This is a genomic window from Catenulispora yoronensis (genome assembly GCF_039531695.1).
GTDB lineage: Bacteria > Actinomycetota > Actinomycetes > Streptomycetales > Catenulisporaceae > Catenulispora > Catenulispora yoronensis.
This window is the reverse complement of the sequence record NZ_BAAAQN010000033.1, coordinates 69,858-84,704: the sequence shown is the minus strand read 5'-3', so window position 1 is coordinate 84,704 and position 14,847 is coordinate 69,858. Positions and strand designations below refer to the sequence as shown.

Genomic DNA, 14,847 nt, shown 5'->3' with positions numbered 1-14,847 from the left:
GTCCGACACGGTTGATCTGCCACTGGTCTGCTACTGATCTGCGACTACTGCCAGTACTGCGGGTCAGTCGAAGTCGGCCGCGTTCAACTCGTCCTCGACGAGGTCGAACATCTCCGCCGCGCTCATGGCGTCCAGGTCGCGGGTGGCGCGGCCGTCCTCGGCGGGGCTCTGGAACCGGTCCAGCAGCGCCTGCAGCCGCCCCGCGATCCGGGTCCGGGCTTCGTCGTCGCGGGCATTAGACGCGAGGGTGGACGCGAGACGCTCGAGTTCCTCTAGAGCGGGCAGATATCCGCCGCCGGAGGCGCCACAGATCTCGCCGCGCAGATACGCGGCCATCACTGCCGGGGTCGGGTAGTCGAACACCGCGGTGGAGGGCAGCTTGTGGCCGGTGGCCGCGGACAGCCGGTTGCGCAGCTCGACGGCGGTCAGCGAGTCGAAGCCCATGTCGCGGAACACCAGGTGGGCCGGGACCTCGCGGGCCGAGGCGTGGCCCAGGACCGCGGCGGCGTGGGTACAGACCAGATCGGCCAGCAGGCGCTCCTGGTCCGGCTGCGGCAGCTCGGCCAGCCGGCGGGCCAGCTCCCCGGCCTGGCCGGAGTCAGCCGGCTCGTCCGGGTCCGTGCTCGCCGCGGCGGCGGCCCGCTTGTCGGCGAGCTCGTCCAGCAGCGGGCAGTCGCGCTTGGCGCTGAACACCGGGACGAAGCGGGACCAGTCCACGTCGGCCACGGCGAGGAACGGCTCGTCGTCGGCGACGGCCTGGCCGAGCGCGGTCAGCGCCGGCTCGGGGGTGAGGAACGCCATGCCCTGGCGGGCCAACCGGGCCGGGGTGACGATGCCGGGGCCGTCGGGCAGCGCGGCGCCGGAGGTGGACCAGCCCTGCGTGTCCCACACGCCCCAGGCCACCGACGTCGCCGGCAGCCCGCGCTGGCGCCGGTTGACGGCCAGCGCGTCGACGAAGGCGTTGCCGGCCGCGTAGGCGGCGTGCTCGGCGCTGCCCCAGGTGGCCGCGATCGAGGAGAACAGCACGAACTTGTCGACGCCGGAGTCGGCGGTCAGCTCGTCCAGGCTCACCGCCCCGGCCGCCTTGGCGCCGAGCGCCTTCTGCAGATCGGCCAGGCCGGTGTCGTCGAGCATGGTGAGGTCCACGGCGTTCGCAGCGTGCACCACGGTGGTCAGCGGCGGACCGTCGGCGCCGATCCAGCCCAGCAGCGCCCCGGCCTCGCCCCGGTCGGCGACGTCGCAGCGCACCAGCGTCACCTCGGTCCCGGACGCGGCGAGCGAGGCCAGCGCCCCGGCCGCCTGGGGGGCGACCGCCGAACGGCTGGGCAGCACCACCCGCCGCACCCCGGAGGCGGCCAGCCAGCGCACCAGATGCGGCCCGATCTCGCCGGTGCCGCCGGTGACCAGCGCGGTACCAGTCGGACTCCACGGCTCGGCGGGCTCGACGGCGCGCGGCGCGCGGACGAGGCGGCGCTTGAGGATCTCGGTGCCACGCAGCGCGATCTGGTCCTCGGCGCCGTCGGCGAGGACGGAGACGAGGAGGTCGGCGGTGGTGGGCGGAACAGAGGTTGTGGCCGGCAGGTCGATCAGGCCGCCCCAGCGGTCGGGGTGTTCGAGCCCCGCGACGCGGCCGAGGCCCCAGGACTGGGCCTGGACCGGGCTGGTGAGGTGGTCGTCGGGGTTGGCGGACATCGCGCCCTGGGTCAGGACCCAGAGTCGCGCGGCCACGCCGGCGGTGCCGAGCGCCTGGGTGAGGCCCATGGTGCCGGCGATGCTGCGGGTCACGCCCGGGTAGGCGGCGATCGGGGTCTCGTCGAGCGCCAGGAAGGAGATCACTCCGGCGGGCTCGGCGCCGTCCAGCGCCGCGGTGACGCGGGCGGCCAGGGCGGTGCGGTCCAGGGTGTCGACGTCGCTCGCGGCGGCCACGACCGTGACCGGCTGTGCGCCGTGCGCGGCGAGCGCCTCGGTGCAGGTGCTGATCGTCGCCGCGACGGCCGGGTCCGGCGTCTCGGGCGCCACGACCAGCCAGGTGCCGGTGAGCGCCGGGGCGGCCGAGTCGGTGACCGGCTTCCAGGCCACCCGGTAGCGCCAGTTGCCGACCGTGGAGTCGGTGCGTTCGCGGCGGTGCCAGGAGGCGAGGGCGGGGAGCAGGCCGCTCAGCGCGTCGGCGTCCTCGACGGCCAGGGTGTCGGTGAGTTCTGCGATGTCGCCCTGCTCGACGGCGGTCCAGAAGCGTTCCTCGGCCTCGGAGCTGCCGGAGATCGCCGGCACTTCCTTCGTCGGCATCTCCGGGAAGGGCGGGGCCCAGTAGCGGCGGTGCTGGAAGGCGTAGGTCGGCAGCGCGACCTGGTCGCCGGGCGTCAGGATGCTGACCCAGTCGATCTCCAGGCCGTGGACGTGGGCCTCGGCCAGCGACGCCAGCAGCCGCGCCGGGCCGCCCTCGTCGCGACGGATGGTGCCCAGGACGGTGGGCGCGGCGAGGTCCTCGGTGTCGAGGGTGTCGGTGATCGCGCCGGTCAGGACCGGATGCGGCGAGACCTCGATGAAGGTGCGGTGGCCGTTCCGGGCCAGCGTCCGCACGGCGCGGTCGAACTCGACGGTGGAGCGCAGCGACGCGTACCAGTAGTCGGGGCCGAGCTCGGTTCCGGCCAGCATCTCGCCGCTCATGGCCGAAATCATCGGGATCGCGGCGGCGGTCGGCGTGATGCCGGCCAGGACGCGCTTGATCTCGGCTTCGAGGGCGTCGACCTGTGCGGAGTGCGAAGCGTAGTCGACGGGGATCATCCGGGCCCTGATGCCGTCGGCTTCCGCAGTGGCCTGAATCTCCTGAAGGGCTTCCGGCTCGCCGGAGACCACAGTCGCGGCGGCGCCGTTGATGGCGGCGACCGAGACCCGCGCCCCGAACGGAGCGATGCGGTCGCGGACCAGGTCGGCGGGCTGGGCGATGGAGAGCATGCCGCCCTTGCCGGCCAACGGCTTCAAGGCCTGGGAGCGGAGCGCCACAACCTTGGCCGCGTCGCTCAGCGAGAGGATCCCGGCGACGGCCGCGGCGGCGATCTCGCCCTGCGAGTGGCCGACCACCGCGTCCGGTGCGACCCCGGCCGCCTGCCAGACCGCCGCGAGCGACACCATCATCGCCCACAGCACCGGCTGCACCAGGTCGGCGGTCTCCAACTGCTGGTCGAGCAGGTCGTACAGCGACCAGTCGACGAACGGCGCCAAAGCTTCGGCGCACTCTGCGAAGCGAGCAGCGAACACCGGCGACGTCGCCAGCAGCTCGCGGCCCATGCCGACCCACTGGCTCCCCTGGCCCGGGAAGACGAACACGGTGCGGCCCGGGCCGTTGGAGGTGGTGGAACCAGTGACCACCCCGGCGGCCGGCTGCCCGGTGGCGATCGCCGCGAGGCCCTCTGCCAGGACACCACGATCGGTCCCGACCACCACGCCCCGGTGCTCGAAGGTCGAGCGCGTGGTCAGCAGCGACCATCCGACATCGCCGGGCTCCTGGTCCGGATGCGCGAGCACGAACTCCCGCAGCCGTCCCGCCTGTCCGGCCAGGCCATCGAGGCTGCGGCCGGAGACCAGCCAGGCGGTGACCGGGGAATCAATGGTCTGCTTCGACTGCCCGGCTTCCGGCTCGTCGGAAGTCCCGACCACCGGCTCGGCGGCCGGCGCCTCCTCCACGATCATGTGCACGTTCGTCCCGCTCACGCCGAACGACGACACCCCGACCCGCCGCGTCTTCCCGCCGGCGGTCCACGGCACCGGGTCGTTCAGCAGCTTCACGTTGCCGGCGTCCCAGTCGATGTGCGGCGAGGGCTCCTGCGCGTAGAGCGTCACCGGCAGCAGCTCGTGCTTGAGCGCCATGACCATCTTGATCAGGCTCGCGACGCCGGACGCCGCCTGCATGTGGCCGATGTTGGACTTCACCGAGCCCAGCCACAGCGGCCGGTCCTCGTCCCGGTCCTGGCCGTAGGTCGCCAGCAGCGCCTGCGCCTCGATCGGGTCGCCGAGCGTGGTGCCGGTACCGTGCGCCTCGACCGCGTCGACGTCCGCGCTCACCAGCTTGGCGTTGGCGAGGGCGGCGCGGATGACCCGTTGCTGCGACGGGCCGTTCGGCGCGGTCAGGCCGTTGGAGGCGCCGTCCTGGTTCATGGCGGTGCCGCTGATCACCGCGAGCACCTCGTGGCCGTTGCGGCGGGCGTCGGACAGCCGCTCCAGGACCACCATGCCGCCGCCCTCGGCCCAGCCGATGCCGTCGGCGTCGGCGGAGAACGCCTTGCAGCGGCCGTCGGCCGCCATGCCCTGCTGCTTGCTGAACTCGGCGAAGGCACCGGGGATGATCATCACGACCACACCGCCGGCCAGGGCCATCGAGCACTCGCCGGCGCGCAGCGACTGCACCGCCGTGTGCAGGGCCACCGAGGAGGACGAGCACGCGGTGTCCATCGTCACCGCCGGACCCTCCAGGCCGAGGGTGTAGGAGATGCGGCCGCTGATCACGGCGGTCAGGCCGCCGGTGAGCAGATAGCCCTCCGAGCCGCTCTCGCCGACCAGGCCGCCGCCGTAGCCGGAGTGGTTGGCGCCGACGAAGACCCCGGTCTGCGAGCCGCGCAGCGAGTGCGGGTCGATCCCGGCGCGCTCCAGCGCCTCCCAGGACGTCTCCAGCAGCAGCCGTTGCTGCGGGTCCATCGCGATGGCCTCGCGCGGGCTGATCCCGAAGAACCCGGCGTCGAAGCCGCCCGCGTCGTGGACGAAACCGCCGACCCGGATGAAGGAGGTGGAGCCCTCGCCCTGGTTCAGGCCGTAGGTCTCCTCGACGATGTCCCAGCCGCGGTCGGTCGGGAACGGCCCCAGCGCGTCGCCGCCCGCGGCCACCAGGTCCCACAGCTGCTCGGGATCGGTCACGCCGCCGGGCAGCCGGCAGCCCATGCCGACGACGGCGATCGGCTCCCCGGCCGCGATCGGGGACGCCACCGGAGCGGCGGCCGCCGGGCCGGCCTGCACGCCGGTCAGCTCGCCGCGCAGATAGTCGGCCAGCACCGCCGACGACGGGTAGTCGAACACCAGCGTCGACGGCAGCCGCAGCCCGGTCGCGGCGTTCAGCCGGTTGCGCAGCTCGACCGCGGTCACCGAGTCGATGCCCAGGTCCTTGAACGCCTGCGCCTTCTCGATCGCGTCGGGGGCGGCGTATCCGAGCACGGCCGCGACCTCGGTCCGCACCACGTCCACCAGCAGCCGGTCCTGCTCGATCCGGGACAGCGCGCGGACCTGGCGGGCCAGATCCGATTGCGGGGCCCCGGAAGCCGCGTCCGCCGCCGGGCCGGCCTCAGCCTTCGCAAGGGCCTGCTTCACCTCGGGCAGCGAGGCGATCAGCGGGCTCGGGCGCCGCAGCGTGAAAGTCGGCGCGAACTTCTCCCAGTCCACGTCGGCGACGCTGATCAGCCCGTCGTCGCCGTCCAGGGCCTGGGCCAGCGCCTGCACCGCGACGTCCGGGTCCATGAAGCGCATGCCGTAGCGCTGCAACTGGTCCCCGGCGTCGCCGGCGCCCAGACCGCCGCCGCCCCACAGCCCCCAGGCCACCGAGGTCGCGGCCAGTCCGCGCTGCCGCCGCCGCTCGGCGACGGCGTCCATATAGGCGTTCGCCGCCGCGTAGCCGCCGAGCATTCCGCTGCCCCAGGTCGAGGCCCCGGAGGAGAACAGCACGAAGGCGTCCAGATCAAGGTCCTGCGTCAGCTCGTCCAGCGCGTCGGTCCCGGCGCCCTTGGCCGCCAGCTCCTCGGCCAGATCGGCCGGCCCCAGGTCCTGCACCAGGCAGCCGCGCGCGATCCCGGCGGCGTGCAGCACCGAGCTCAGCGCCGGGCCGTCGGCCCCGATCCGGGCCAGCAGCCCGGAGACCTCGGCCCGGTCGGCAACGTCACAGGCGACGACGTCGACGCGCGCGCCCGCCGAGGCCAGCCGTGCGGCCAGCGTCGCAGCTCCGGACCCGGTCGGTCCGGAACGGGAGGTAAGGACCAGGCGCTCCGCACCGCGTCCGGCCGACCAGCGCGCGACGTGGCCGCCGATCGCGCCGGTCCCGCCGGTGACCAGAACTGTTCCTCGGGGCTGCCATCGTTTCCCTCCCCCTGACGCCGCCGTTCCTTCAGACGTTTCAGTGCTCTGTCCCGTTGCCCTGGTGTTGACCGGCGCATGCACCAGGCGGCGCGCCATTGCCCCGGACGACCGAACGGCCACTTGATCCTCGCCGCCGCCGGCCAGCACCGTGCACAGCCGCGCGGCGGTGCGCTCGTCCCACTCCCCCGGCAGGTCGATCAGGCCGCCCCAGCGCTCGGGGTGCTCCAGCGCCACCACCCGGCCCAGGCCCCAGACCTGCGCCTGGGCCGGCGAGGCCAGCACGTCGCCGGCCCCCGCCACGACCGCGCCCTCGGTCACGGCCCACAGCCGCGCCTCGACCCCGGCCTCGCCCATCGCCTGCGCCAGCAGCACGGTCGCGGACAGCCCGGCGGGCACCGTCGGGTAGTCGGCCAGCGGCGTCTCGTCGAGCGCAACCAGGGAAAGCACTCCGGCGAAACCCTCCCCCGGCTGCACGCGCGCGATCCGCTCGGCGAGCTCGGCGCGGTCGAGTCCGTGCGCGGTGATCTCGATGAGGGAGGTCTGCGCGCCGAACTCCGTCAGGGCACTGGCACAGCGGTGGGTCAGCTCCTCGTGGTCGGAGGAGGCGACGATCAGCCAGTCGCCGTCCAGCGCCGGCGCGGCCGCGCCGCCCAGCGGCACCCAGGAGACGCGGTACCGCCACGCCGCGGCGGCCGAGCCCTCCCGGTCCCGGCGCCGCCACGACGCCAGCGCGGGCAGCACCTCGCTCAGCGGGCTGTGGTCGCCGACGTCGAGCGCGGCGGAGACGTGCCGGAGGTCGCCGTCCTCGATCGCGGACCAGAACCGGGACTCGCCCTCGGTGTACGCGGCGTCCGCGGCGTTCGGGCCGCCAGGTGCCTCGGGCGCGATCGGCCAGTACTTCTGATGCTGGAAGGCATACGTCGGCAGCTCGATCGCGCGCGCCGGCTCCAGGACCGTGGTCCAGTCGACGCGGGCGCCGTGCGCGAAGGCCTCGGCCAGCGAGGTGAGCAGCCGCGCCGGGCCGCCCTCGTCGCGCCGCAGGGTGCCGATCACCGCGGGGTCGGGCAGGCCGGGGATGTTCACGGCCGGGTCAGTGAGGACGTCCTCGACGGTGTCGGTGATGGCGCCGGTGAGGACCGGGTGCGGCGAGATCTCGACGAAGGTGCGGTTGCCGGCGCGGACCAGGGCGCGCACGGCGCCGTCGAACTCCACCGGGTTGCGCAGGCTGGCGAACCAGTAGGCGGCGTCGAGTTCGGGTCCGGCGATCATGGCGCCGCTCATCGCCGAAATCATGGGAATGCGCGCGGGGCCGGGGGTAATGCCGTCGAGGACCGCGAGGATCTCCTCGTGCAGGGCGTCGACCTGGGCGCCGTGCGAGGCGTAGTCGACGGAGACCATGCGGGCCCTGACACCGTCGGCCTCGCAGGCCGCGGCGATCTCCTGCAGGGCCCCGGGCTCGCCGGAGACGACGGTCGCGGCCGGGCCGTTGACCGCCGCGACCGAGGCGCGCTCGCCCCAGGCGGCGATCCGGGTGCGGACCTTGGCTGCGGGCTCGGCGATCGAGAGCATGCCGCCCTTGCCGGCCAGGATCTTCAGCGAGTTCGAGCGCAGCGCCACGACGCGGGCGCCGTCGCGCAGGGACAGGATCCCGGCGACGGTGGCGGCGGCGATCTCGCCCTGGGAGTGGCCCACGAGCACGTCGGGGACGACCCCGGCGGCCTGCCAGACGGCGGCCAGCGACACCATCATCGCCCACAGCACCGGCTGCACCAGGTCGGCGGTCTCCAGCGGCGCGTCGGAGGCGATCACGTCGTGCAGCGACCAGTCGACGAACGGCGCGAGGGCCTCGGCGCACTCGGCGAACCGGGCCGCGAAGACCGGCGAGGCCGCCAGCAGCTCCCGGCCCATGCCGATCCACTGGCTGCCCTGGCCGGGGAAGACGAAGGCGATCCGGCCGCCGCGCGTGGCGCCGGCCGGCAGCGCGCCGGTGACGATGCCCGCGGCCGAACGGCCGGTCGCGACGCCGGTGAGGCCCTCGATCAGGGAGAACCGGTCGGCGCCGAGGACCACGGCGCGGTGGGAGAACGCCGAGCGGGTGGTGACCAGGGACCAGGCGATCTCGGCCGTGGTGGCGTCGGGGTTCGCCAGGGCGAACTCCCGCAGCCGACCGGCCTGGGCGGCCAGGCCCTCGGTACCGCGCCCGGAGACCGGCCAGGCGGCGAGATCAGAGGTCGACAACACGCGGAGCGGCGCCACGGCGTCCGAGGCGTCGGCGGCATCGGAACTGCCGGTGGCGTCGGAATCAGGGTTCTCCGTCGTCGCGGCGTCGAGCTCCGGCGCCTCTTCGAGAATGACGTGCGCGTTCGTGCCGCTCAGCCCGAACGCGGACACCCCGGCCCGCCGCGGGGTGTCGCTCCGCGGCCAGTCGCGGTTCTCGTGCAACAGCCGGACGTCGCCCTCGGACCACTCGATGTGGGAGGACGGGACGGCGGCGTGCAGGGTGGCGGGCAGCAGCCCGTGCTGGAGCGCCAGCACCATCTTCATGACGCCCGCGATGCCGGCGGCCTGCTGCGCGTGGCCGATGTTGGACTTGATCGAGCCCAGCCACAGCGGCCGGTCCGCCGGACGCTCCTGACCGTAGGTGGCCAGCAGGGCCCCGGCCTCGATCGGGTCGCCGAGGGTGGTGCCGGTGCCGTGCGCCTCGACCGCGTCCACCTCGGCGGCCGTGAGCCGGGCGTTGGCCAGCGCGGCGCGGATCACCCGCTGCTGCGACGGGCCGTTCGGCGCGGTCAGGCCGTTGGAGGCGCCGTCCTGGTTGGTGGCGCTGCCCCGGACGACGGCGAGGATCGGGTGCCCGTTGCGCTGCGCGTCCGAGAGCCGCTCCAGCACGACCATCCCGGCGCCCTCGGCGATGCCCATGCCGTCGGCGTCGTCGGCGAACGCCTTGCAGCGGCCGTCGGCGGCCAACGCGCGCTGGCGCGAGAACCCGACGAACTCACCGGGGTCGGCCATCACCATCACGCCGCCGGCCAGGGCCATCGTGCAGTCCCCGGTGCGCAGTGCCTGGCAAGCCAGGTGCAGCGCCACCAACGAGGACGAACACGCGGTGTCGACGGTGACCGCCGGACCCTCCAGGCCCAGGGTGTAGGAGATGCGGCCGGAGATGACGCTGGTGACGTTGCCGGTGATCAGATGGCTCTCCGACCCCGCCAGTCCGGCCCCGGCGTGCACCAGGTACCCGGACGGCGGGGCGCCGGCGAACACGCCGGTGAGGGTGCCGCCGAGCGACGTCGGATCGATCCCTGCTCGTTCCAGCGCCTCCCACGACACTTCCAGCAGCAGCCGCTGCTGGGGATCCATCGCGATGGCCTCGCGCGGGCTGATCCCGAAGAACGCCGAGTCGAACTCCGAGGCGTCGTGCAGGAAGCCGCCTTCCTGCACGTACGACGTCCCGGGGTTGTCGGGGTCGGGGTCGAACAGGCCCGTCATGTCCCAGCCGCGGTCGGTCGGGAAGCCGGAGACGGCGTCGCCGCCGGCCGCCACCAGGTCCCACAGCTGCTCGGGGGTGCCGACGCCGCCGGGGAACCGGCAGCCCATCCCGACCACGGCGATCGGCTCCCGCTCCCGGTCGCGGGCCTCCTTCAGGAGAGCCTGGGTCCGCCGCAGTCTGCCGGTCGCCTGCTTGAGGTAATCGCGCAGCTTCTCCTGGCTCTCCATCACCCTTCACACCCTTCGGCCATCAGGTCAATCGAAGTCGGGAGCGTTGAGCACGTCGTCGACGAGCCCGAACATCTCGTCGTCGTCCACGGCCTGTTCCGTGTCCGCCCCGCGCAGGTCGCGGGCCAGCTTTTCCAACCGCCGGACCAGGTCCTCGCGCGTCCGGTCGTCCAGGTCGGACGCGGCGGCGGCCAGGAGGTCGAACTCCTCCAGGACCGGCCGCGCGGCCGCGGTCGTCCCGCCGGCCGTCGTCCCGCCCGCCGCCGTCGCCTTCCCGGCCAGTTGCTTGGCGACGTGCGCGGCCAGCACCTCCGGCGAGGGATAGTCGAATACGGCGGTCGAGGCGAGCTTGAGACCCGTCGCAGCGTTGAGCCGGTTGCGCAGTTCCACCGCGGTCAGCGAGTCGAAGCCCATCTCCCGGAACGCCCGGTTGGCCGGGATCTCGGCCGCGGAGCCGAACCCGAGGACCGCCGCGGCGTGCGTGCACACCAGGTCGGTGACGGTGCGCTCGCGCTCGGCCGGGACCATCGCGGCCAGCTTGGCGGCCAGGTCGCCGGCGGAGGCGTCGGGCGCCGCCGAGGCGGCGGCCGGGGCGTTCAGGGCCTTGACCTCGGGGACCTGGTCCAGCAGCCGCCAGGGCCGCAGCGCCGTGAACACCGGCGCGAACCGGGTCCAGTCGACGTCGGCCACCACCAGGTTGGTCTCGTCGTCGGCCAGCGCCTGGTCCAGCGCGGTCAGCGCGCGCTGCGGGTTCAGGAACGTCAGGCCCTGGCGCAGCAGCCGCGCCGGGGTGATGGCGCCGGGCTTGTCGTGGGTGATGGTCGACAGGTCGCCCCACTCACGGGTGTCCCAGATCCCCCACGCCACCGAGGTGCCGGGCAGGCCGCGCGCGCGGCGCTCCTGCGCCAGGGCGTCGAGATGCGCGTTGGCGGCGGTGTAGGCGGCGTGCTCGTTGCTGCCCCAGGTCGCGGAGATCGAGGAGAACAGCACGAAGCGGTCCAGATCGAGGTCCCGCGTCAGCTCGTCCAGCCACAGCGCGCCGGCCACCTTGGCGCCGAGCGCCTTGGACAGGTCGCCCAGGCCGGTGGCGTCGAACGGCATCAGGTCGACGGCGTTGGCGGCGTGCATGACCGACTTCAGCGGCGGGCCGTCGGCGGCGATCCGGCCGAGCAGGCCGGAGACGTCGTCCTTGTCGGCGATGTCGCAGGCGACGAGGCTGACCGCGGTGCCGCTCCCGGCGACGGCGGCCAGCGCCGCCCCGGCCTGCGGCCGCACGCCGGCGCGGGTGGTGAGCACGATGTTCTCGGCGCCGCGCCCGGCCAGCCAGCGCACCAGGTGCGGCCCGACCTCGCCGGTGCCGCCGGTGACCAGCACGGTGCCGCTCGGGCTCCACTGGTCGTCCCGGGTGCGGCGGGCCGCGCGCACGACGCGGCGGGCCATGATGCCGGAGGAGCGCAGCGCCACCTGGTCCTCGCCGCAGCCGCCGAGGACGGTGGCCAGGCGCGCGGCGGCGCGGTCGTCCCACTGCGCGGGCAGGTCGATCAGGCCGCCCCAGCGGTCGGGGTGCTCCAGCCCGGCGGTCCGCCCGAGGCCCCAGATCTGGGCCTGGACCGGGTGGCTCGGGTGCTCGCCGAGACCGGCGGCGACGGCGCCGCGGGTGGCGGCCCACAGCGGGCCGGTGATCGCGGCGTTGCCGAGGGCCTGCATCAGCAGGGTGGTCCCGGCCAGGCCGCCGGTCACCAGGGGGAATCCGGCGGTCGGGGTCTCGTCCAGGGCCAGCAGCGACAGCACACCGGCGAAGTCGCTCTCGCCGTCGGGGAAGGCCGCGCGCACGTATCCGGCGAAGGTCGTGCGGTCGAGGTCGGCGACACCGACGGTGATCGTGACGACCTGCGCGCCGCCGGCTATCAGAGCACTGGCACAGTCGGAGGCGGTCGCGTCGGCCAGGTCGGCGGGCACGACCAGCAGCCACGTACCGCTCGGCGCGGCGGGACCGGGGTCGGTGACCGGGACCCAGGAGACGCGGTAGCGCCAGTCCGCGACCGAGGACATGTCCTGTTCCCGGCGGCGCCAGCCGGCCAGGGCCGGGAGGACCTCGCTGAGCTGCGCGGCCTCCAGGGCCAGCTTGTCGGACAGGCCGGTCAGGTCGCCGTTCTCGACGGCGGCCCAGAACTCGGCCTCGGCCGGGGACCCGGTGCCGGTCGCGATCGGCGCGGCCTCGGGCTCGGGCGGCCTGGGCCAGAACCGCTGGCGCTGGAAGGCGTAGGTGGGCAGGTCGCCGACGGCGCCGGGTTCCAGGACCGCCTTCCAGTCCACGCGGACGCCGTGGACGTGCGCCTCGGCCAAAGACGCCAGCAGCCGCGCCGGACCGCCCTCGTCCCGGCGCAGCGTGCCGGTGACGACGGAGGCGGCGGTGCCGGTGTCCTCGACGGTGTCGGTGATGGCGCCGGTGAGGACCGGGTGCGGCGAGACCTCGATGAAGGCGCGGTGCCCGGTCTCGACCAGCTCGCGGATGGCGCGGTCGAACTCGACGGTCGACCGCAGGGACGCGTACCAGTAGTCCGGACCGAGCTCGGTGCCGGTGAGCAGCTCGCCGCTCATGGCCGAGATCATCGGGATCGTCGCCTCGGAGGGGCCGACCCCGGCGAGGGCTTGAAGGATCTCCGGCCGAAGCGCGTCGATCTGCGCGGAGTGCGAGGCGTAGTCCACCGGGATCATCCGGGCCCTGATGTCCTCGGCCTCGCAGGCGGCCTGGATCGCTTGCAGGGCCTCGGGTTCGCCGGAGACCACGGTGGCCGAGGCGCCGTTGATCGCGGCGATCGAAGCCCGGTCGCCGTGGCTCGCGATGCGCTCGCGGACGGCGTCGGCGGGCAGCGCGATCGAGAGCATGCCGCCCTTGCCGGCCAACGGCTTCAGGGCCTGGGAGCGGAGGGCGACGACGCGGGCGCCGTCTTCGAGCGAGAGGCTGCCCGCGACGACGGCGGCCGCGATCTCGCCCTGGGAGTGGCCGACCACGGCGTCCGGCACGACCCCCGCGGCCTGCCAGACGGCCGCGAGCGAGACCATCATCGCCCACAGCACCGGCTGCACCTGGTCGGCCGTCTCCAGCTGCTGATCCAGGACGTCGTAGAGGGACCAGTCGACGAACGGCGCGAGGGCCTTCGCGCACTCGGCGAAGCGCTTGGCGAACACCGGGGAGGTGTCGACGAGGTCGCGGCCCATGCCGACCCACTGGCTGCCCTGGCCGGGGAAGACGAAGACCGTCTTGCCCGGGCCGAGGGTGCCGACGGATCCGGTGACCACGCCCGGGGCCGGCTGGCCGGTCGCGACGGCGGCCAGTCCGGCGTTCAGGGCTTCGCGGCCGCCGCCGATGACGACTGCGCGGTTCTCGAACGTGGCGCGGGTCGCGGCCAGGGACCAGGCGATGTCGGCCGGGGTCAGCCCGGGTCGGCCCACGGCGAACTCGCGCAGGTGTCCGGCTTGCGACGCCAGGGCCTCGCCGCCGCGACCCGATACCAGCCACGCCGAGACGTCGGTGCCTTCCAGGACGCGGGGCGCCGACGGAGTCTCGACGTCCTCGGCGGCGATCGATTCCGCCGACTCGGTATTGTCCGACTTCTCGGCCTTCTCAGCCTTCTCGGCCTTTTCCGCAGGGGCCTCTTCGACGATCATGTGGACGTTCGTGCCGCTGACGCCGAACGAGCTGATCCCGGCGCGCCGGGGCCGCTCGCCCGCGGGCCACGGCCGCGCCTCGCTCAGCAGCCGCACGTCCCCGGCCGCCCAATCGATGTGCGGCGAGGGCTCCTCGGCGAACAGCGTCTTGGGCAGTTCGCCGTACCGCAGCGCCTGCACCATCTTGATCAGGCTGACCACCCCGGACGCGGCCTGCGGGTGCCCGATGTTCGACTTCACCGAGCCCAGCCACAGCGGCCGGCCCTCCGGCCGCTCCTGGCCGTAGGTGGCGATCAGCGCCTGGGCCTCGATCGGGTCGCCGAGGGTCGTGCCGGTGCCGTGGCCCTCGACCGCGTCGATGTCGCCGGCCGCCAGCTTCGCGTCGGCCAGCGCGGCGCGGATGACGCGCTGCTGCGACGGGCCGTTCGGAGCGGTCAGGCCGTTGGAGGCGCCGTCCTGGTTGGCGGCGCTGCCGCTGATCACGGCGAGCACCTGGTGGCCGTTGCGGCGCGCGTCCGACAGCCGCTCCAACAGCACCATGCCCGCGCCCTCGGCCCAGCCGATGCCGTCGGCGTCCGCGCTGAACGCCTTGCAGCGGCCGTTGGTGGCCATGCCCTGCTGCTTGGAGAACTCCGAGAACGCCCCGGGCAGCGCCATGATCGCGACGCCGCCGGCCAGGGCCATGGTGCTCTCGCCGTTGTGCAGGGACTGGAGCGCCAGGTGCAGGGCCGTCGACGAGGACGAACACGCGGTGTCGACGGTGACCGCCGGGCCCTCCAGCCCCAGGGTGTAGGCGACGCGGCCGGAGATCACCGCGGTCAGGCCGCCGGTCAGGACGTAGCCCTGGGCCTCCTTCTCCCCGGCGACGGTGACCCCGTAGCCGGAGAAGTTGGCGCCGACGAACACGCCGGTCCGGGTGCCGTGCAAGGTGTCCGGGTCGATGCCGGCCCGCTCCAGCGCCTCCCACGAGACCTCCAGCAGGATCCGCTGCTGCGGGTCCATCGCCAGCGCCTCGCGCGGGCTGATGCCGAAGAACGCCGCGTCGAAGTCCGGGGCGTCGTAGACGAAGCCGCCGACCGGGGCGTAGCCGGCCTCCACGCCCGGGATCTCCCAGCCGCGGTCCCGGGGGAACTCCGAGATCGCGTCGGTGCCGCTGGCGACCAGGTCCCACAGCGCCTCCGGGTCCCGCACCCCGCCGGGCAGGCGGCAGGCCATGCCGACCACCGCCACCGGCTCCCGCACGCCGGCCTCCAGTTTGCGCAGGCGGCTGCGGGTCTTCTGGAGCTCGGCCGACACCTTCTTGAGGTAGTCAAAGAGCTTTTCCTGACTCTCCATGAACCAGAC

The 14,847-nt window shown here is 74.1% G+C and carries 2 protein-coding genes; both read right to left on the bottom strand.

Going from position 1 to position 14,847, the window contains the following annotated elements; genetic code table 11:
* Positions 1-63: 63 nt before the first annotated feature.
* The gene (locus ABD481_RS25280) at positions 64-9,831 is read right to left on the bottom strand and encodes a type I polyketide synthase (RefSeq protein WP_344668238.1); all 9,768 of its coding nucleotides are present in this window, start codon (positions 9,829-9,831) and stop codon (positions 64-66) included.
* 27 nt (positions 9,832-9,858) lie between these two features.
* Positions 9,859-14,838: a type I polyketide synthase gene (locus tag ABD481_RS25275; protein WP_344668237.1), complete on the bottom strand. Its 4,980-nt coding sequence runs from the start codon at positions 14,836-14,838 to the stop codon at positions 9,859-9,861.
* Positions 14,839-14,847: the final 9 nt, after the last annotated feature.

Bases quoted from the DNA above. Each gene is read 5' to 3' on its own strand.
- ABD481_RS25280 (WP_344668238.1), bottom strand. From the start codon at position 9,831: ATGGAGAGCCAGGAGAAGCTGCGCGATTACCTCAAGCAGGCGACCGGC.
- ABD481_RS25275 (WP_344668237.1), bottom strand. From the start codon at position 14,838: ATGGAGAGTCAGGAAAAGCTCTTTGACTACCTCAAGAAGGTGTCGGCC.